The sequence below is a fragment of the Oscillibacter sp. MSJ-31 genome, from assembly GCF_018918025.1.
Taxonomy (GTDB): Bacteria; Bacillota; Clostridia; order Oscillospirales; family Oscillospiraceae; genus Hominicoprocola.
The window spans coordinates 48,867-66,581 of the sequence record NZ_JAHLPT010000003.1 but is presented as its reverse complement, the minus strand read 5'-3'; the positions used below and the strand labels follow the sequence as shown (position 1 = coordinate 66,581).

General features: G+C 61.9%; 18 protein-coding genes. 4 read left to right on the top strand and 14 right to left on the bottom strand.

What is annotated here, in order from left to right:
• Positions 1 to 21: 21 nt before the first annotated feature.
• From KQI17_RS03515 to rpsT, 3 genes are all read right to left on the bottom strand, one after another.
• A complete protein-coding gene (locus tag KQI17_RS03515) occupies positions 22 to 903 on the bottom strand; it encodes a hypothetical protein (RefSeq protein ID WP_216494848.1) in 882 nt (293 codons plus the stop codon).
• 103 nt (positions 904 to 1,006) lie between these two features.
• Positions 1,007 to 2,179, bottom strand: coding sequence for a glycoside hydrolase family 3 protein (locus KQI17_RS03510; RefSeq protein ID WP_216494847.1), 1,173 nt, complete (start codon positions 2,177 to 2,179; stop codon positions 1,007 to 1,009).
• 382 nt (positions 2,180 to 2,561) lie between these two features.
• On the bottom strand, positions 2,562 to 2,825 hold the full coding sequence (rpsT, locus tag KQI17_RS03505; RefSeq protein ID WP_216494846.1) for a 30S ribosomal protein S20: 264 nt from the start codon (positions 2,823 to 2,825) through the stop codon (positions 2,562 to 2,564).
• Positions 2,826 to 3,015: 190 nt separating this feature from the next.
• On the opposite strand from rpsT, the gene gpr reads away from it, so the two are divergent.
• Positions 3,016 to 3,906 carry a GPR endopeptidase gene (gpr, locus tag KQI17_RS03500; RefSeq protein ID WP_216494845.1) on the top strand — a complete coding sequence of 297 codons (891 nt, stop codon included), beginning with the start codon at positions 3,016 to 3,018 and terminating at the stop codon, positions 3,904 to 3,906.
• A 119-nt stretch (positions 3,907 to 4,025) separates the two neighbouring features.
• Positions 4,026 to 4,808: an NAD(+) synthase gene (gene nadE / locus KQI17_RS03495; protein WP_216494844.1), complete on the top strand. Its 783-nt coding sequence runs from the start codon at positions 4,026 to 4,028 to the stop codon at positions 4,806 to 4,808.
• A 58-nt stretch (positions 4,809 to 4,866) separates the two neighbouring features.
• Here nadE and KQI17_RS03490 read toward each other — a convergent pair whose 3' ends face one another.
• The gene (locus KQI17_RS03490; RefSeq protein WP_216494843.1) at positions 4,867 to 6,300 is read right to left on the bottom strand and encodes an NCS2 family permease; all 1,434 of its coding nucleotides are present in this window, start codon (positions 6,298 to 6,300) and stop codon (positions 4,867 to 4,869) included.
• A gap of 233 nt (positions 6,301 to 6,533) precedes the next feature.
• Between KQI17_RS03490 and KQI17_RS03485 the strand changes: the two genes are divergently transcribed.
• The gene (locus tag KQI17_RS03485) at positions 6,534 to 8,396 is read left to right on the top strand and encodes an LTA synthase family protein (protein WP_216494842.1); all 1,863 of its coding nucleotides are present in this window, start codon (positions 6,534 to 6,536) and stop codon (positions 8,394 to 8,396) included.
• 249 nt (positions 8,397 to 8,645) lie between these two features.
• Here the strand turns inward: KQI17_RS03485 and KQI17_RS03480 are convergent, their stop codons facing one another.
• Positions 8,646 to 8,930, bottom strand: coding sequence for a hypothetical protein (locus KQI17_RS03480; RefSeq protein WP_216494841.1), 285 nt, complete (start codon positions 8,928 to 8,930; stop codon positions 8,646 to 8,648).
• Positions 8,931 to 9,043: 113 nt separating this feature from the next.
• On the opposite strand from KQI17_RS03480, the gene KQI17_RS13760 reads away from it, so the two are divergent.
• Positions 9,044 to 9,250, top strand: coding sequence for a helix-turn-helix transcriptional regulator (locus KQI17_RS13760; RefSeq protein ID WP_022018811.1), 207 nt, complete (start codon positions 9,044 to 9,046; stop codon positions 9,248 to 9,250).
• Positions 9,251 to 9,714: 464 nt separating this feature from the next.
• Here KQI17_RS13760 and aspS read toward each other — a convergent pair whose 3' ends face one another.
• The 9 genes from aspS to KQI17_RS03430 form a co-directional block, all read right to left on the bottom strand.
• Positions 9,715 to 11,487 carry an aspartate--tRNA ligase gene (gene aspS / locus KQI17_RS03470; protein WP_216494840.1) on the bottom strand — a complete coding sequence of 591 codons (1,773 nt, stop codon included), beginning with the start codon at positions 11,485 to 11,487 and terminating at the stop codon, positions 9,715 to 9,717.
• A 54-nt stretch (positions 11,488 to 11,541) separates the two neighbouring features.
• Positions 11,542 to 11,964 (bottom strand): methylglyoxal synthase, encoded by a 423-nt coding sequence (locus tag KQI17_RS03465; RefSeq protein ID WP_216494839.1) that lies wholly within the window; start codon positions 11,962 to 11,964, stop codon positions 11,542 to 11,544.
• Between the two features lie 42 nt (positions 11,965 to 12,006).
• Complete coding sequence (locus KQI17_RS03460) at positions 12,007 to 12,753, bottom strand: AAA family ATPase (protein WP_216494838.1); 747 nt, start codon at positions 12,751 to 12,753, stop codon at positions 12,007 to 12,009.
• A 20-nt stretch (positions 12,754 to 12,773) separates the two neighbouring features.
• Entirely contained in the window at positions 12,774 to 13,469 is a 696-nt protein-coding gene (rsmG, locus tag KQI17_RS03455) for a 16S rRNA (guanine(527)-N(7))-methyltransferase RsmG (RefSeq protein WP_216494837.1), read from the bottom strand.
• On the bottom strand, positions 13,466 to 13,912 hold the full coding sequence (mscL, locus tag KQI17_RS03450; protein ID WP_216494836.1) for a large-conductance mechanosensitive channel protein MscL: 447 nt from the start codon (positions 13,910 to 13,912) through the stop codon (positions 13,466 to 13,468). The genes rsmG and mscL overlap by 4 nt, the downstream gene beginning before the upstream one ends.
• A gap of 73 nt (positions 13,913 to 13,985) precedes the next feature.
• Entirely contained in the window at positions 13,986 to 15,290 is a 1,305-nt protein-coding gene (serS, locus tag KQI17_RS03445; protein WP_216494835.1) for a serine--tRNA ligase, read from the bottom strand.
• Positions 15,291 to 15,357: 67 nt separating this feature from the next.
• A complete protein-coding gene (locus KQI17_RS03440; protein ID WP_216494834.1) occupies positions 15,358 to 15,756 on the bottom strand; it encodes a hypothetical protein in 399 nt (132 codons plus the stop codon).
• Positions 15,753 to 16,643, bottom strand: coding sequence for a ParB/RepB/Spo0J family partition protein (locus tag KQI17_RS03435; protein WP_022018637.1), 891 nt, complete (start codon positions 16,641 to 16,643; stop codon positions 15,753 to 15,755). Before KQI17_RS03435 ends, KQI17_RS03440 begins: the two co-directional genes overlap by 4 nt.
• Positions 16,644 to 16,773: 130 nt before the next feature.
• Positions 16,774 to 17,529 (bottom strand): ParA family protein, encoded by a 756-nt coding sequence (locus KQI17_RS03430; RefSeq protein ID WP_216494833.1) that lies wholly within the window; start codon positions 17,527 to 17,529, stop codon positions 16,774 to 16,776.
• Positions 17,530 to 17,715: the final 186 nt, after the last annotated feature.

The window sequence follows — 17,715 nt, the reverse complement described above, 5'->3', positions numbered from 1 at the left end:
GTTCGGCGCGCATAATCGCTTTTAAGAGATGCTCACGATGAACCGCCACAGCGGGTCGATGAGCAGCAGCCCCACCGTCGCGGAGCACACATTTGCGACGATGGCATAGCCCACCGCGCGCTCCCAGCTCCGCTCCGTCAGCAGCCGGCGGTAGAGCAGGCTCTCGACCACCGTGATGATCAGCTCAATGGGGAGATAGAAGAGCAGCGACCAGCCGCTCACGCCGTGGTTGAGCACCGTCACGGCAAGGTAGAGCGCGAAGCCGCCCTGCGTCACAAGATTGACGAGCAGAAATACCAGCCAGCTCCGACGGCTCCGATAGCCGAAGGCGAGCAGCAGCACGCCCTCGATGAGCAGGGTAGGGAGGAGAGTGCAGAAAAATTGCAGCAGATAGGCGGTCGCCGCGCTCGGCGCGCTCGCGGTCCTTTTCGCCCAGTCCACCCTCACGCTCGATTGCAGCGTATCGGACACCCAGCTTTCGCCGCTTTTTGTCACGAGAATGATCCGATACGTATCCGGTACGCCATGGTAGCGGAAGGAGTGGAGCCGCACCCCGCCTGCGTCGCTGCCGATCAGGTCGCCCCACATCGGCGCGCCGTTCGTCCCCTGTGCGGTGCAGGCGTGCCAGCCCTCCGGCACAGCGGCGCGCAGCGCGTCCAGCAAACCGTCATCCAGCGCGGCGCGCTCCTCGTCGGAGTAGCTCCATTGCAAGCCGTCGAAAGCGGAGTCCCCCTTGTGCTCAAATTCTCCCTCAGCCAGAAGGTCAAGGTAGTACGGCTCGCTCGGCGCGTTTTCGACCTTCACTGTCAGCTGGGCCTTCGGCCCCGAGTCGGCAAGGGCCGATACCGTCAGCAGCATCGCCGTCAGCAGCAAGAGAATACTGTTTCGCAGAGACTTTTTCATTTCTTTCGCTCCTTTCTGTTTCCGTCCTGCCTCTTCCAAAAGCAGGACCTTTGCATCTTTTGACGCAAAACCGCGTCGTTTTGTTCCGGAATTCCAAAAAATCCTATTCGATCCACCCCTGCGCCTGCTTATAGCGCAGAATGCGAAGCACGTGCGCGTCGATGTCGCTCTCCGCGATGCGCCCGTCCGCCACCGCCGCGAGGACGGCGGGAATGTCGTTTTGGTAGTCACTCGTGATGAGCATATCGTTTCCTGCGAGCACCGCCAGCACCGCGGCCTCACCGTTCGCGTACTGCTTCACCGCGTCCATCGCCAGATCGTCCGTGATCACGATGCCGTCGAAGCCCAGCGTCTCCCGCAGCACCTCATGCACGGCGGGGGAGAGCGACGCCGGCAGCGCAGCGTCCATGCACTCCACCACGTTGTGGCTCACGAGCACGAACGGCGCGCCCGCTCCCATGCCCGCCCGGAACGGCAGGAAGTCGCTCTGCTCAAACGTCTCATACGGCCGCTTGTCGATGGCGACGCCCGTGTGCGTGTCGGTGTTGTTCCCGTAGCCGGGGAAGTGCTTGAGGACCGCCGCCACCCCCGCGTCCCGGATCGCGCCGACCGCCGCCGTCACAAATTCGCTCGTCGCTGCGGCGTCTCTGCCGAACGAGCGCGCGTAGATGAAGTCGCCCGCGTCGGTGGATACGTCGCACACCGGCGCAAGATTCACGTTGATGCCGAGCGCCAGAAGCTGCTTGTTATAGTCCAGCGTCTTCGCGGCAAGACCGTCCATGCCGCGCGCGGCATACAGCTCCTGCGGCGAGGGCAGCGGCTGCGCGAAGAGCTTCGGGTCGCGGCTCGCTCGCGTCACCGTGCCGCCCTCCTCGTCGCTGCCGATGAAGAGCGGAATGTCCGCCGCGGCCTGATAGCTCTCGAGCTTCGCCGTCAGCTCCTCCGCACTCAGCCAGCCGCCGTCCGCGTCCTTGTAGTCCCGCCCGAAGAGCAGCAGCCCCCCGAGGTGGTAGGCAGCTACATCCTCCGTCGCGCCCATTTCGGGACAGCGGACAAAGAACATCTGCCCGACCTTTTCCTCGATCGACATCCCCGCGATGCGCTCGCGCAGCCGCGCCTCAGCCTGCTCGGCCTCGCTCGGCTCCGTCGGTGTGACCGGCGTCGGGTCGACCGTCGGCGGCGCGGGGTCAACGACCGGCGCGACCGGCTCCGTTTTGCCCGCGCAGCCCGCGAGCAGGCACAGCGCCGCAAGCAGCGCAAAAATTTTCTGTTTCATGCTGTTTTTCTCCTTTGTGCATTGCTGTCGTGTACTCCTGTTGCCGCACCCAGCGGCCTTTCCTGATTTTACCATGCCGCGCGCGCAAACGCAACCCGCGTTCCTGCTCTGCCGCGCGTCGGAGCTCCTGCCCCCGATAAGACACCAAAAGCCCCCGTCCTTCGACGGGGGCTTTTGGCTGTGTGTTGTGTGTATTTTTAGGAGGGAGAAAATCACATCGGGGATCACGTAACACCTTTGCAAGTATTAAGATACCAGCGATTTATGGCTAAAACTTGAAAACCGTGTGAACAAATTGTAAATAAGCGGCTCCAAAAGCAGTCTTTTGATCGGCAGACAAAAAAGAGACGTCCTCGCGGACGTCTCTCGCTGTTTGGTTCGATCAGCCAATGCTGTTGAGCTTGGTGGTCATAGCGCTCTTCTTGTGAGCAGCGTTGTTCTTGTGCAGCAGACCCTTCGCGGCAGACTTGTCCACGATCTTCACTGCGACCTTGTAAGCACCCTCGGCCTCGGTGCGATTGCCTTCAGCGGCAGCCGCCTCGAACTTCTTGAGTGCGGTCTTCAGTGCGGACTTGTCAGCCTTGTTGCGGGCGTTACGCACCTCAGCGAGCTGGACGCGCTTCTTGGCAGACTTAATATTCGGCAAACCAAACACCTCCTCCGGTTGGGATTTGACGGCGAACATAAAAAATCCACCGTGCAGAATGGTATTTTAACAAAGTTTTCGAGGAATTGCAAGCACTTTTTTCAGATTTTCTCCACTTTTTTGTATGCTTCAAAATTTAGGGGACATAATGAGAGCGATATACAAGATTTAGTGGAAGGCAGGCGGTTTTATGAACGCACGGCGGACGGACCTGGCGCTGGAGGCGCACGCGCTGTTCCGCGCGGCGCAAAAGGACGACGCCATCGACGGCCTCACGCTCACCGAGCGGACGCGCCGCGGCTGCGCCGTGACCACGGTGACGGTGGAGAGCAAGGCGGCCTCGCGCGCCCTCGGCAAGCCGCGCGGGACCTACGTCACGCTCGACCTGCGCGCGCTTTCTCCCGAGGACCCCGCGTACACGGAGCGCGCGGCGCTCGCGCTCCGCGACGAGCTGCGCGCTCTCCTCGAAGGAACGGTCGATACCGCCCTCGTGGTCGGACTCGGCAACCGCGCCATGACGCCCGACGTCATCGGTCCCCGCGCCGCCGATCATGTGCCCGCCACGCGCCACCTGAAGGGCTGCGCCGCCTTCGGTGCGCTCGCGGATGTCAGCGTGCTGACGCCCGGCGTCCTCGGCACAACGGGATTGGAGGCCGCCGAGCTCGTGCGCGGCGCGGTGGAGACCGTGCGCCCCGACCTTGTCGTTGCCGTCGACGCGCTGGCGTCGCAGAGCCTCGGGCGCGTCTGCACCACCGTCCAGCTCACGGATGCCGGCATCGTCCCCGGCTCGGGCGTCGGCAACCACCGCCGCGCCCTCACGCGCGAGACGCTCGGCGTTCCCGTTCTCGCCGTCGGCGTCCCCACCGTGGTGGACGCCGCCACGCTCGCGCTCGACCTTTTAGATGAGGCCGGGGCGGACCTCCCCGATCCCACCGCCCTGCGCGGACAGGGGAGCGTCATGGTCACGCCGCGCGACATCGACGCGCGCGCCGAGCAGCTTGCCCGCGTTGTCGGCTTTGGCGTCGGCCTTGCTCTCCAGCCTTCGCTCTCGCTCGACGAGCTGCGCGCCCTGATCGACTGATTTTGTCACATCCGTGCGCGGAAAAGACCGATGAAATGAGAATTTCTGCGCTCCTTCCATTGCAATCCGCGCTTTTTTGCGCTACAATGACAGCAAATTTCAAAAAAGGAGCGCAAGCTATGTACGATCTCAAGGATTTCAAGGCCGCGGACCACATTCCCGCCCTGCTCGACTGGATGCGCGCGCAGATGAAAGGCTGCGGCGGTAAAACCGCCGTCGTCGGGATCTCCGGCGGCAAGGACAGCTCGGTGATCGCCGCGCTGTGCGTCGAGGCGTATGGCCGCGAGAACGTGGTCGGCGTCCTCATGCCCGACGGCGTCCAGCCCGACATCGACTACTCCAACGGCATCGTGGACTTCCTCGGCATCAAGCACTACACCTTCAACATCCACGGCGGCACGAGCGGCATTCTGGGCGAGATGGCGCGTCTCGGTATCGAGGCCAGCCGCCAGACCACCGTCAACCTCCCCTCCCGCATCCGCATGGCGACGCTGTACGCCATCGCCCAGAGCGTAGATGCGGGCATCGTGGTCAACACCTCCAACCTCTCCGAGGACTGGGTCGGCTACTGCACCATCTACGGCGACAGCGCGGGCGCGTTCTCGCCCATCGGGATGTACACCACCGAGGAGGTCATCGCCATCGGCCGCGCGCTGGGTCTGCCCGAGCGCTTCCTCATCAAGCCCCCGTCCGACGGCCTGACCGGCAAGACCGACGAGGACAACCTCGGCTTTTCCTACCACGCGGTGAACGAATACGTCCGCAAGGGCGTCGCCGATCCCGCCATTAAAGAGCAGATCGACCATAAGCACCGCGTCAGCCGCTTCAAGTTCGAGACCATCCCCGTCTACCACAACGGCCTGCCCATCGTCATTGAGGACGGCACGGATTTCTACAAGTAAAAAGCCAAAAGGAAAGAGCGCCCGAACGGGCGCTCTTTCTTATGCCGCTGTATGGGTCTTACACCACCGCGAAGAACTTGATGACGAAGAGGATGGAGATGACATAGGTCAGAACGCTGACGTCCTTGGCCTTGCCGGAGAAGACCTTGACCACGGTGTAGGAGATCAGGCCCAGACCGATGGCGTGGCCGATGGAGCCGGACACGGGCATACCGATGAGCATGATGGACACCGGCAGCATCTGATCCATATCGTCGAAGTTGACGTTCTTGAGGCCCTGGAGCATCAGCACGCCGACGTAGATGAGCGCGGCGGAGGTCGCAGCGCCGGGGATGATGGCGGCGATGGGGGCGAGGAACATGCAGGCGAGGAAGAGAACGGCGGTGGTCAGCGCGGTCAGACCGGTGCGGCCGCCGGCCTCAACGCCGGAAGCGGACTCGATGAAGGTGGTGACGGTGGAGGTACCGGTGGCAGCGCCCGTGATGGTGCCGATGGCATCGGAGAGCAGGGCTTCCTTCATCTTGGGCATATTGCCGTCCTTGTCGACCATGCCGGCGCGGGAGGCCGTGCCGACGAGGGTGCCGATGGTGTCGAACATATCGATCATGCAGAAGGTGATGATCAGGGTGATGGCGGTGAACCAGCCGATGTTCACAAAGCCGGCGAAGTCAAACTTGAAGAGAGTGGTGGAGACCATGTCGGCGAAGGGGGGCACGAAGCTCGCGGTCTCAAGGCTGGCGAACGGATTCACGCCCAGGAACAGGAAGCTGCCGGCCCAGTAGAGCACGGAGGAGAAGAGCATACCGAGCAGAACGGAGGCCTTGATGCCCTTCTTGGCCAGAACGACCATCATGAACACGCCGAGGAAGGCGGTGATGGCGGTGAGGACCATGGTGTGATAGCCGATGTCGCCCATGCTGCCCTTGATGATGCTGGGGGTCAGGGCGCCGAAGAAGTCGCGCATGATGTAGAAGGGGCTGGTGAAGCCGTTGCCCTCGGCATAGATGCCGACGTTGGAGCCGAGACCGATGTTCATCAGCATCAGGCCGATGGCGGGGGCGATGCCGTAGCGCACACCGAGAGGAATGGCCTCGACGATCTTCTCACGGACCTTCAGGAGGGTGAGGACGAGGAACACGATGCCCTCGACGAGGATGATGACCAGACCAGCCTGGAACGCGGACTCATACTCGCAGTTGTTGATGACGGCGATGTTGGCCACGACCACGGCAAAGAAGCTGTTCAGACCCATGCCGGGAGCCATAACGAAGGGCTTGTTGGCCATGAAGGCCATGCAGATGGTGCCGATGGCGGAGGCAATGCAGGTTGCCAGGAACACACCGTTCCACAGCGGGGTGCCGACCGCGAAGTTGGTCAGCAGGTTGGGGTTCAGGGCGATGATGTAAGCCATCGTCATGAACGTCGTGAGACCGGCAAGCAGCTCGGTTTTTACCGTGGTGCCGTTCTCCTGGAGCTTAAAGAGCTTTTCCATGATATTCTCCCTTTCTTTTGTTTCGTCATAACACCTAAAATATTTTCAGGCCGCATGACGAAGATTTAGTATAATTATAAAGGCTTTGCCAGGAAAATGCAATACCCTCACCCCCGTTTCACCGTCCTTTTTTCTCACATTGAGCGGGATTTGGCGGAATGGTGGGAAATGGCGGTTGTTTTTGCCGAAAAATCTGTTATAATCCTGTTATTCTTTTTGAAGGGGAACCCGATTTGAAGCTTTCTCGCCTTGTTTTTCCGCCCGACGGCGCGAGCCGCGGGACGCTCCGCGCCCACCGCGCCTACCTCGCCGTGCTGCTCACGCTCCTCGGCGTCGGCATCGGCTTTCTCGGCCTGTGGCTCACGGCCTGCGCGGATGCCGCCCTCCCGCAGGCGGAGCTGTACCGGTCCTATCTCGATCATCCGCTGCTGCTGGCGCTGAACCTTTTCCCGCCGCTGCTGCTCGCATGGCTGGGCTATTTTCTGTCCGGACGCTGCTGGTGCGGCGTGCTGCTCAGCGGCCTTTTCGGTGTGGGCCTCCCGCTCATCAACTATTATAAGGTCATGCTGCGCGGCGATCCGATGCGCGCGAGCGATATCCTGCTCCTGCGCACGGCGGGCGGCATCATGAGTCAATACGAATTTGAACGGACCGCCGAGGTCAACACGGCGGTCGCGCTCCTCGGCGCGATGCTGGCCTTTGCCGTGCTCCTCATGCCGCGCGGCGATAAGCGCCGGCGCATCCGCGCGCTGGGCGCGGCGGCCTGCGTGCTGCTGGGCGTCGGCGCGTACCTCGGCGCTTACACCGACGAAGCCGTCTACGAAAGGACGGCGAACGACTCGCTCATCAATATCTGGTCGGACAACGAGGTCTATCTTTCCCGCGGCTTTGCGCTTTCCTTCCTGCACTCGGTGCCGGAGCTGTTCCCCGAAAAGCCGGAGGACTACGATGCCCGCGCGGCGCAGGCGCTGCTTGAGTCCTTCCCCGATGAAGACATTCCGGAGGGGGAGAAGGTCGCCGTCATGGGTGTGATGCTCGAGGCGTTCTGCGACCTGACCGACTTCGACGCCCTCGCTGGCTTCGACACGGTGCAGGAGGTCTATGCCCCCTGGCACGCGCTCGAGGAGCAGAGCCTCTCCGGCCGCCTGCTCACGAACATCTTCGCGGGCGGCACCGTGGATACCGAGTGGGGCTTCCTCACCGGCGCGAGCGAGCACGACGAATACCGCGGCGCGGTCGGCTCCTACGTCCGCTACTTCACGGCGCAGGGCTATGCGGCGCACTACGCGCACCCCGGCTACAGCTGGTTCTACGACCGCGAGCGCGTGAACGACTATCTCGGCTTTGACCGGAGCGTTTTCACGGAAAACGGCTTCGGCGAGCTGGTCGACCCCTACGTCGCCATGTGGCATTCCGACCAACAGCTTGCGGACTACCTGCTCGCCGACCTCGACGCGGCGGACGGCTCGCCCCTGTTCTCCTTCGCGGTGAGCTATCAGAATCACGGCCCCTACGCCGAAACGGAGAGCGCCGTTCCCTATGTTTCGCCCGAAGCAAGCGGCTGGTCGCAGGAGAGCTGTAATATTCTCAACAACTACCTCTTCGGCGTGAATGAAACGGTCCGCGAATATGTCCGCCTGACGCAGGAGCTGGACGCGCGCGATACCCCCGTGGTGCTCGTGCTCTTCGGCGACCACAAGCCGTGGATGGGCAACGGCGGCTCGGTCTATGAGGAGATGGGCATTGATTTTGACACGTCCACGCTTGCCGGCTTCCGGAACTATTACGCCACGCCCTATCTCATCTGGGCGAACCGCGCGGCGAAGGAGGTCCTCGGCGCGGACTTCACCGGCGACGGCGGCGACTTTTCGCCCTGCTTCCTGATGACGCGGCTGTTCGACGCGTGCGGTTGGGTCGGCCCCGGCTATATGCAGCTCTCCCGCGCCATGCGGGACATCTCGCCGCTGCTGCACACGAACGGGCTCTTCCTGCACGACGGTGTCCTGACCTCCGTCCTCAGCGACACCGACCGCAGCTTCTACCGCAGCTGGCTCGCTGTGCAGTATTACCGCGAGCACGTCGCGGCGTATTCATAGCGCTTGCATCAAAAAACCGCCGCGCATCGCGCGGCACACATATCAAAGGGGGTATTCTCTACCGTAGAGAATACCCCCTTTGGAACCCCCAGAGAGCGCAAGGACTGCGTCCTTGACCTGCCATTGGAGGTTTTTCTATAGAACAACTGCACGCGCTGCGCAAAGGAGCGCGTGCGGCTTCTTTATCGGCTTTCGATTTGGTCTGCGCCTATGTCCGCTCAGCCGCTGCTGCGGCGGGGTTACGGACAATTATTTTGCGGCGGCGTTCAAAGCCGTCAGGATTTCCTCGCGCATTTTTTTCCGTTCCCCCTGCTCCAGATAGGCGAGCGCGGCAGCCGCGCCCGCGGCCAGTGCCGCAATGGGAGCGCGATAGGGAGATCGCGCAAAGCTTTTGCCTGCCATCGCCTTGCGGGCCGCGTCCATCACATCAGACAACGCCTTTAGCAGTGTTTCCTTCTCCTTATCCTCCGTATGTCCGGCCAAAAACAGCATACCGCTGTGCATTTTCAAATAGCAAAGCTGATAGATCCCCATATCCTGTTACCTCCAATATCTGATGTAAACATTATCTAATGCATTAGTCTATATGTCAAGAGGAATGCTTCCTTAGAATAGCACTAATTCATTAGCTAATGGGAGCATGAGATATGGTAACATTAAATGCACTGGCACTTTTGGAACGCAAAGGGAAAACAAAGTATTGGTTATATCAGCAGCTCGGTATGAGCTACCAGAACTTCAGCAAAATGGTAAACAACCAGACAAAGTCGATTCGATACGAAAATATCGAGGTCCTTTGTCAGCTTCTTGATTGTACACCAAACGAGCTTTTTACCTTCACGGACGAGCAATAGTAGCCTCGTAACCCCGCCGCAGAGCGGCAGCGGCCGCAAGGAGCAGACCAAATCGAAAGCCGATAAAGAAGCCGCACGCACTCCTTTGCGCAGCGCGTGCAGTTGTTCTATAGAAAAACCTCCAATGGCAGGTCAAGGGCGTAGCCCTTGCGCTCTCCTGGGGTTCCAAAGGGGCCATTCTCTACGGTAGAGAATGGCCCCTTTGATATGTGCGCCGCGCATCGCGCGGCCGGTATTAAGATTACTCGTCCTCGTGCGCTGTCACGGCGATGTGCAGCTCGTCGAGCTGCTTCTGCGTGACCTCGCTCGGCGCGTACCTCCCAAAACGGACGCCGCCGTTTTGGGAGCCCTGACGCATCACAATGCTCGGCGGAAATAAATTCCGCCTCCGCCAAGGTTTTGCTGCGCAAAACGCTTGTACGCCGCTTTCGCGGCGGCTCGCTTGCGCTCGCTGGGCGCGCGTATTACTCGTCCTCGTGCGCTGTCACGGCGATGTGCAGCTCGTCGAGCTGCTTCTGCGTGACCTCGCTCGGCGCGCCCATCATGATGTCCTGCGCGTTCTTGTTCATCGGGAACGGAATGATCTCACGGATGGAATCCTCGCCCGCGAGCAGCATCACCATGCGGTCCACGCCCGGAGCGATGCCGGCGTGCGGGGGCGCGCCGTAGCAGAAGGCGTTGTACATCGCGGGGAACTTGGCCTTCACGTCGTCCTCGCCGAGCCGCACCAGCTCAAACGCCTTGATCATGATCTCGGGATCGTGGTTGCGCACCGCGCCGGAGCTGAGCTCCACGCCGTTGCAGACCAGGTCGTACTGGTCGGCGGTGATGCTCAGCGGGTCGAGCTCGCCGCGCTCGGCGGCCAGCATCGTCTCCATGCCGCCCTTGGGCATCGAGAACGGGTTGTGGCAGAACTCCAGCTCGCCGCTCTCCTCGCCGATCTCGTACATCGGGAAATCGACGATCCAGCAGAACTCGTAGCGCTCCTTGTCCATGTGCCCCTCGCAGGCGGGGCCGAAGGTCTTGATGGCGACGCCCACGGCCTTGGTCGCGAGCTTGCCCGCGCACACGATGACCAGCGTATCGGGCTTGAGCCCCAGCTTCTCGGTCAGCTCGGTCTTGATGGGGGCGACGAACTTGCCGATGCCGCCGGCGAGCTCGCCGTGCTCATCGACCTTGAACCAATAGCTCTTCGTGCCGCTCTGCACCTCGCAGTCGCCGAGCAGCTTGTCGATCTGCTTGCGCGTCAGCTTGCAGTCCGTGATGGGCACGGCCTTGACCGTCTGACCGCGCAGCGCCTCAAATTCGTTCTCGGCGAACAGCTCCGTCACGTCGGTCGCAGTCAGGTCGATGCGCAGATCGGGCTTGTCGCTGCCGTAGACCGCCAGCGCGTCGTTGTACGCGATGCGGCGGAACGGCGGCTGGGATGCAATATCATAGGTGCCGAACTTCGCGAAGATGGGGGGCAGCACGTCCTCGCAGATAGCGAACACGTCCTCCTGCGTCGCGAACGACATCTCCATATCCAACTGATAGAACTCGCCGGGGGAGCGGTCGCCGCGCGCGTCCTCATCACGGAAGCAGGGCGCGATCTGGAAGTAGCGGTCGAAGCCGCTCGTCATCAGCAGCTGCTTGAACTGCTGCGGCGCCTGCGGCAGCGCGTAGAACTTGCCCGGGTGCTTGCGCGCGGGCACGAGATAGTCGCGCGCGCCCTCGGGGGAGGAGGCGGTCAGAATCGGCGTCGTGATCTCCAGGAAGTCGTGCGCCATCATCGCCTGACGCAGCGCGGCGATCACCTGGCAGCGCAGGATGATGTTCTTCTTCACCGCGGGATTGCGCAGGTCGAGGTAGCGGTACTTCAGGCGCTGCGTTTCGTCGGCCTCGCGGCTGCGGTTGATCTCAAAGGGCAGGGAATTGTAGCGGCAGCGGCCGAGCACCTCGATCTTCTCGGGCACGACCTCGATCTCGCCGGTGGCCTGCTTGCTGTTCTTGCTCGCGCGCTCGCGCACGGTGCCCTCGACGGAGATGGTGCTCTCCTTGTTGATCCCCTTGATGACCTTCAGGTCGGCCTCGTCCTCGACGACGACCTGCGTCGTGCCGTAGAAATCGCGCAGCACGACGAACGCCAGATTGCCGCCGACCTCGCGGACGTTTTCCATCCAGCCGACGAGCTTGACCTTCTCGCCCACATTCTCGATGCGAAGCTGGTTACAGTTGTGTGTACGGGACTGCATCATAAGACAATAACAACTCCTATCTGTAATTTCAAGCTGAAATAATACGGTTTGTATTCAAAATAACGCCGTAAACGGCTTGGTTTTCGGGTTCACGATGTCGCGCCAGTCGAGGTCGCCGCGGCTGAGGCCGAGGACGAGCATTTCCGCCGTCGCCACATTGCTGGCAAAGGGAATGTTATTCTGGTCGCACAGGCGGGAAATATAGCTCACGCTCTCGCAGGACTTTTCATCGCGCGGGTCGTTGAAGAAGAGCACCATGTCGATCTCGTTGTAGGCGATGCGCGCGCCGATCTGCTCCGCGCCGCCGTGTACGCGCGCGAGGAAGAGGTGGATGGGCAGACCCGTCGCCTCGGCGACCATCTTGCCGGTAATGTTGGTCGCGCAGATGGTGTGCTTGGAGAGGATGCCTGCATAGGCTGTGCAGAACTGCACCATCAGGTCTTTTTTGTTGTCGTGTGCCATGAGAGCGATATTCATATAACCGCGCCCCTTTCTATCGTAAATTTATGATTTTCTGTTTTATCGCCGTGGCAGCTTCATCAGCGGCACGTGCTCGCCGGTGAGACGGCGCGCGATGTTGCGGCAGGCGATCTCGGCGCTGCTCTCGCGGGAGAATACGGTCAGGGCATTGCGCCCCAGCGCGATGGGGATGCCCTCGTCCTCGGGGATCACGCCCAGCAGCGGCAGGCCCGCCGCGTCGATGGCGTCGTCGATGTTGCTGCTCAGCGCCTTGAGCAGTTTGCGACGCACGCGGTTGACCACCAGGTGCAGCCTTCCGTTCGGGTAATCGCGCAGCTCCATCACGGTCCGCTGCGCGTCGCGCAGGCTCGTGGGATCGGTCGTCGCGACCACCACCGCGCGGTCCGCCGCGCAGGTCGCGAGCCGGAAGGCGTCGCCCAGCCCCGCGCCGGAGTCAATGAGACAATAGTCGAACTTGCTCCGCACCTCGTCGAGCAGCCTTTTCATCTCGCTCGTGCGGATATCCTCGTGCAGCCCGACCGGCGCGGTCAGCAGATACAGCCGGTCGCAGCGCGGGTGCCGCACCGCAGCCTGCTCGAGCGTCGCGCGCGCGAGAATGACGTCGGTGAAGTCCATCAGCGCGCTGTCACTCATGCCGAGCGCCAGGTCCAGATTCCGCAGACCCACATCGCAGTCGAGGCACAGCGTCCGGTGTCCCATCTCGGCGAGCGCCGACCCGACGAGCGCGGTGAATGAAGTTTTTCCCGTGCCGCCCTTTCCGGACACCACGGCGATGACCTGTCCCATAGAAAACTCCCGTCAGCCGCTCACAGCGGCTGCTTTTTGATCTTTGCGAACGCCCTCGGATACCTCGGCGGGGTAGGGGAGACCTTCTCGATCGCCACCACGCGGTGCGTGACCCCGCTCGTCGGGATGGTGTAATCCTCGACCTTGACGATTTTTCCGCCGAGCGTTTTGATCGCGCCCTTTGCCGCGGCGATCTCCTCCTCGGTGTCCACGCTCTTCATCGCGAGGAATTGCCCGCCGACCTTCACAAGCGGCAGCGCCAGCTCGCAGAGCACATTGAGCTGCGCGACGGCGCGCGACACCGCAAGGTCATAGCTTTCCCGATGTCCGGCGGCAAATTCCTCCGCCCGCGCGTGAACGCATTCCACGCGCTTCAGCCCCAGCGTACCGCAGACCTCGTCGAGCCATGCGATGCGCTTGCCGAGGCTGTCGAGCAGCGTCAGATCGAAGTCGTCCTTGAGAATACGCAGCGGCATCCCCGGGAAGCCCGCGCCCGTGCCGACGTCCACCACCGTTTTCCCCGAGAGGTCAACGAACCGTGTCAGCGCCGCGCTGTCGAGCAGATGCAGCTGCGCGACGGCCTCCGGCTCCGTGATGGCGGTGAGGTTCATCACCTCGTTCTTTTCTAGCAGCAGCGCGGCGAAGCGCTCAAGCGTCTCCGCCCGGCTCTCGTCCAGCCCCAGCTCCCGCAGTCCCTCGCGCAGCAGCGCGGTCATTTGCTCTGCTCCTTCAAAAGGTCGCGGATCTCGGCGAGCAGCAGCTCCTCCTTCGTCGGCTCCGGATCTTCCTCAGCCTCCGGTTCGGCCTCCGGCTCGGGCTTGGAGAGCTTGTCGTGCATCTTGTTGATGGCCTTGACCATGCAGAACACAGCGAATGCGATGATGATGAAGTCCAGAATGACGGAGATCAGATTGCCGAAGTTGACGGCGATCTCGGGGTCAACGACCTCGCTGCCCTCCATCACGGCCTCCTTGAGCACCCATTTCCACGCGGAGAAGTCCACGCCGCCGGTGAGAATGGAGACGAGCGGCATGATAATATCGTTCACCAGCGAGGTCGTGATCTTGCCGAACGCGCCGCCGATGACGACGCCGACGGCCATATCCAGCACGTTGCCGCGCATGGCAAACGCCTTGAATTCTTCCATAAACTTCTTCATAAGAAGTCTCCTTTGCCTGTTTTGAAAACGAATAGTATTTTATTATTGAAATACTACGAATTGTTATCAAAAATCAATGCTTCGGCACCAGCTTGTCCTTGCCGCCCATGTAGGGGCGCAGGACCTCGGGAATGAGCACGCTGCCGTCGGCCTGCAAATTGTTCTCCAGGAACGCGATGAGCATACGCGGCGGCGCGACCACGGTGTTGTTGAGCGTGTGGGGCAGATACATCCTGCCGTCCGCGCCCTTGACGCGGATCCTGAGCCGCCGCGCCTGCGCGTCGCCGAGGTTGGAGCAGGAGCACACCTCGAAATACTTCTGCTGGCGCGGGCTCCACGCCTCGATGTCGCAGCTCTTGACCTTCAGATCGGCGAGGTCGCCGGAGCAGCACTCGAGCTGGCGCACGGGAATGTCCATGCTGCGGAACAGCTCCACGCTCCACTTCCACATCTGCTCGTACCACTTCATGCTGTCCTCGGGCTTGCAGACCACGATCATTTCCTGCTTTTCAAACTGGTGGATGCGGTACACGCCGCGCTCCTCGATGCCGTGGGAGCCCTTCTCCTTGCGGAAACAGGGGGAGTAGGAGGTCAGCGTCTGCGGCAGGCTCTCCTCGGGCAGGATCTCGCCGATGAAGCGGCCGACCATCGAGTGCTCGCTCGTGCCGATCAGATAGAGGTCCTCGCCCTCGATCTTGTACATCATCGCGTCCATGTCGGTTTGGCTCATCACGCCCTCGACCACGTTGCCGTGGATCATGAACGGCGGGATGCAGAACGTAAAGCCCTTGTCGATCATAAAGTCGCGCGCGTAGGCGAGCACGCCCTCGTGCAGCCGCGCGATGTCGCCGAGCAGGTAGTAGAAGCCCGCGCCGGACACGCGGCCCGCGGCGTCCATGTCCACGCCGTCAAAGCGCTCCATGATCTCCGTGTGGTAGGGAATTTCAAAATCCGGCGTCTTCGGCTCGCCGAAGCGCTGCACCTCGACGTTATAGCTGTCGTCGGGGCCGATGGGCACGCTGGGGTCGATGATGTTCGGGATCTGCAGCATATCCTGGTGCAGCTTCTCCTCGTACTCGACCTCTAACTTTTCCAGCTCCGCCAAACGCTCCGCCTGCGCCTTGACCTTGGCCTTGATGGCCTCGGCCTCCTCGAGCTTGCTCGGGTCCTTCTTGGCCTGTCCCATCAGCATACCGACCTGCTTGCTCAGCGTGTTGCGCTGGGCGCGCAGCTCGCTCGCCTCGGTGATGGCGGCGCGCTTCTTCTCGTCCAGCTCCAGTACCTCGTCCACGAGGGGGAGCTTGGCGTCCTGAAACTTTTTCTTGATGTTTTCCCGCACAAGCTCGGGGTTTTCACGAATAAATCGAATATCCAGCATGATTTTCTACCTCGCTATCATAATATCGTATGAAAGGGCGCGTATACCGGTGAAGCGCGGCTTGCCGTCAGGGCGTTCCGCTTTCCTCGCCGGCAAGCTCCTCGTAGAGCGCACGGTACTTTTCCGTCTCTTCCTGCGCCGCGCTCAGCGCGTCTTCGGTTTCGGCGAGCGTCTGCTCCAGCTCCACGACCTGCGTTTCCAGCGCCTTGACCTCGGCCTCCAGCTTGGCGTTCTGTTCGAGCGTAGACTGCATCATGCTCGTGCTGCCCTTGAGCTGGTCGATGACCTGCTGGTTCGAGCGGTGGTTCGCTAAAAACGACCACAGGATAAGGATGAAGGCGACGGTGAACAGCACGGCAATGTAAGCGTAAACGCGCTTCTGCCGCTCCTTTTCACTGGTCGGCTTTTCGGGAGCCGCCGGCTTCGGGTTCTCCGGCGGCGGTGCTTCGTGAATGAAATCGGTCACTTTTTGGTTCCTCCGTTTTTGCGCTGCTGCAGGGTGCCGAGCGCGTCGAGCAGATCGTTCAGGTCGTCCATGTCGTAATAGTCCAGCTCGATGCGGCCCTTCTTGCGGCCTGCCACGATCTTCACGCCGCGGCCGAGCGACTGGGCCAGCTCCTCCTCCGCGATGTGGGCGTGCAGCTTGTGTGTGATCTCCTCGATGGACGGCTCGCGCTCCTTCTTTTCCGTCGTCAGGCGCTTGACGAGCGCCTCAGTCTGGCGGACGCTCAGTCCCTGCGCTGCAATGGTCTCCGCGGCCTCGCGCTGCCTGGCGGCAGGGAGGGGGAGCAGTGCGCGGGCGTGGCCCGCGGACAGCCTGCCGTCCTTCACCGCCTCGCGCACGCTTTCGTCCAGCGTGAGCAGGCGCATGGCGTTGGCGACGGCGGGGCGCGACTTGCCGACCGTCGCGGCGGCGTCCTCCTGCGTCATGTGATAGGTCTCAATGAGCGTTTTGTAGCCCTCAGCCTCTTCGATGGGGTTCAGATCCTCGCGCTGCAGGTTTTCAATGAGCGCCAGCTCCATCGCCTTGCGGTCGTCCGCCTCGATGACGATGGCGGGCACCTGCGTCAGACCGGCGAGCCTCGCAGCCCGCCAGCGGCGTTCGCCGGCAATGATCTGATAGTAGCCCGAGGCGAGCTTGCGCACGGTCAGGGGCTGAATGATGCCGTGTTCGCGGATGGAGTCCGCCAAATCGGCGAGCGCGGCGTCGTCAAAATGCTTGCGCGGCTGACCGGCGCAGCTCTCCACCTGCGAAATGGGGAGGTAGAGGCTGTCGGCGCTTTCGGTCTGCAAGGCGGCGTCGCCGAGCAGCGCGCCAAGCCCACGGCCGAGGCCGCGGTTTGCGTTTGCCATGAAAATTCTCCTTTCTGTCGGGGTGCGATGATCGGAACAGCCCGGGCGTCCCGCCCACGGCTGTCTTTTTAATAAGGTTGGGCTGCTGCGAAGCGGAGCCGTATCCGACTGCTTTTGCCCGTGCCGCCGCTCAGCCGTTCTTCTTCAGGAACTCGTCGGCGAAGGCGCCGTAGGCCTCCGCGCCGCGGGAGGTGCGGTCGTAGGCGTTGATGGGCTTACCGTGGCTCGGCGCCTCGGAAAGGCGCACGTTGCGCGGAATGACCGTCGCATACACCTTGCCGGGGAAGTAGCGCTTGACCTCCTCGGCGACCTGCATGGCGAGGTTGGTGCGCCCGTCGAACATCGTCAGCAGCACGCCCTCCAGCTCCAGCCGCGGGTTCATGCTGCGGCGCACGATGCGCACGGTGTTCATCAGATCGGAAAGGCCCTCGAGCGCGTAATACTCGCCCTGCACGGGCACGAGCAGGGAGTCCGCCGCGCACAGCGCGTTGAGCGTCAGCAGCTCGAGTGAGGGCGGGCAGTCGATGAGAATGTAGTCGTAGTCGGGGGCGAGAACGTCGAGCGCCTGCTTGAGCCGGAACTGGCGGTCCGGCAGGTCGATCATCTCAATGCCCGCGCCGGCCAGCGCCTTGGAGGAGGGCAGCACGTCGCCGTAGCGCGTGGCGACGACGGCGGACTTCACATCCGCGCCGTTGATGAGTACGTCGTAGACGCCCTGCGACACGGTCTTGTCCACGCCCATGCCGGAGGTGGAGTTCGCCTGCGGGTCAAAGTCGCACAGCAGCACGCGCTTGCCGCGCTCGCGCAGCACGGCGGTCAGATTGACGCAGGTGGTCGTCTTGCCGACACCGCCCTTTTGATTGACGATCGCTATGATTTTTGCCAAAAACGACACCCGCCTTCTGCCGGAACGGCTTGATCCCGGCCCTTCAAGTATAGTAGAAAACAGTATAGCACAAATCAGACTGATTTCAACCGGAAAGAGAAAAAATTTTGCACGAAATTTCTGCGCGATATGCAAAAACGGGGAGTGATGTTTCACGTGAAACATCACTCCTCGTAAAATGAGGGC